General features: G+C 48.5%; 1 protein-coding gene. It reads left to right on the plus strand.

Annotated elements, in window-relative coordinates; genetic code table 11:
• A partial coding sequence (locus FQ668_RS27645) for an IucA/IucC family protein (protein WP_218570912.1) occupies positions 1-262 on the plus strand: 262 nt, incomplete at both ends.

Consider the following 262-nt stretch of genomic DNA (forward strand, 5'->3'; position numbering starts at 1 on the left):
GAGCTGGATAAAACAGAAATGCGAAACAGATGCTGAACTGCAACAGCTGGGGACTCAAGCGTTGGAAGAGCCAGCAAGTGCGTATTTAGCGTCCACTGCCTATTCACAGTTACAAGACGCTCCCTATCGATTTCACGAGTTACTCGGCGTTATTTGGCGAGAGTCGGCGGAGAGTAAACTAGAGCAAGGTGAACACGCCTATCTGATGGCATTGCTGTTTGAGATGGACAGTCATGGTCAACCTATGGTGTTAGAACTGATC

The organism is Pseudomonas sp. Kh14, from assembly GCF_900291005.1.
Lineage (GTDB): Bacteria > Pseudomonadota > Gammaproteobacteria > Pseudomonadales > Pseudomonadaceae > Aquipseudomonas > Aquipseudomonas alloputida.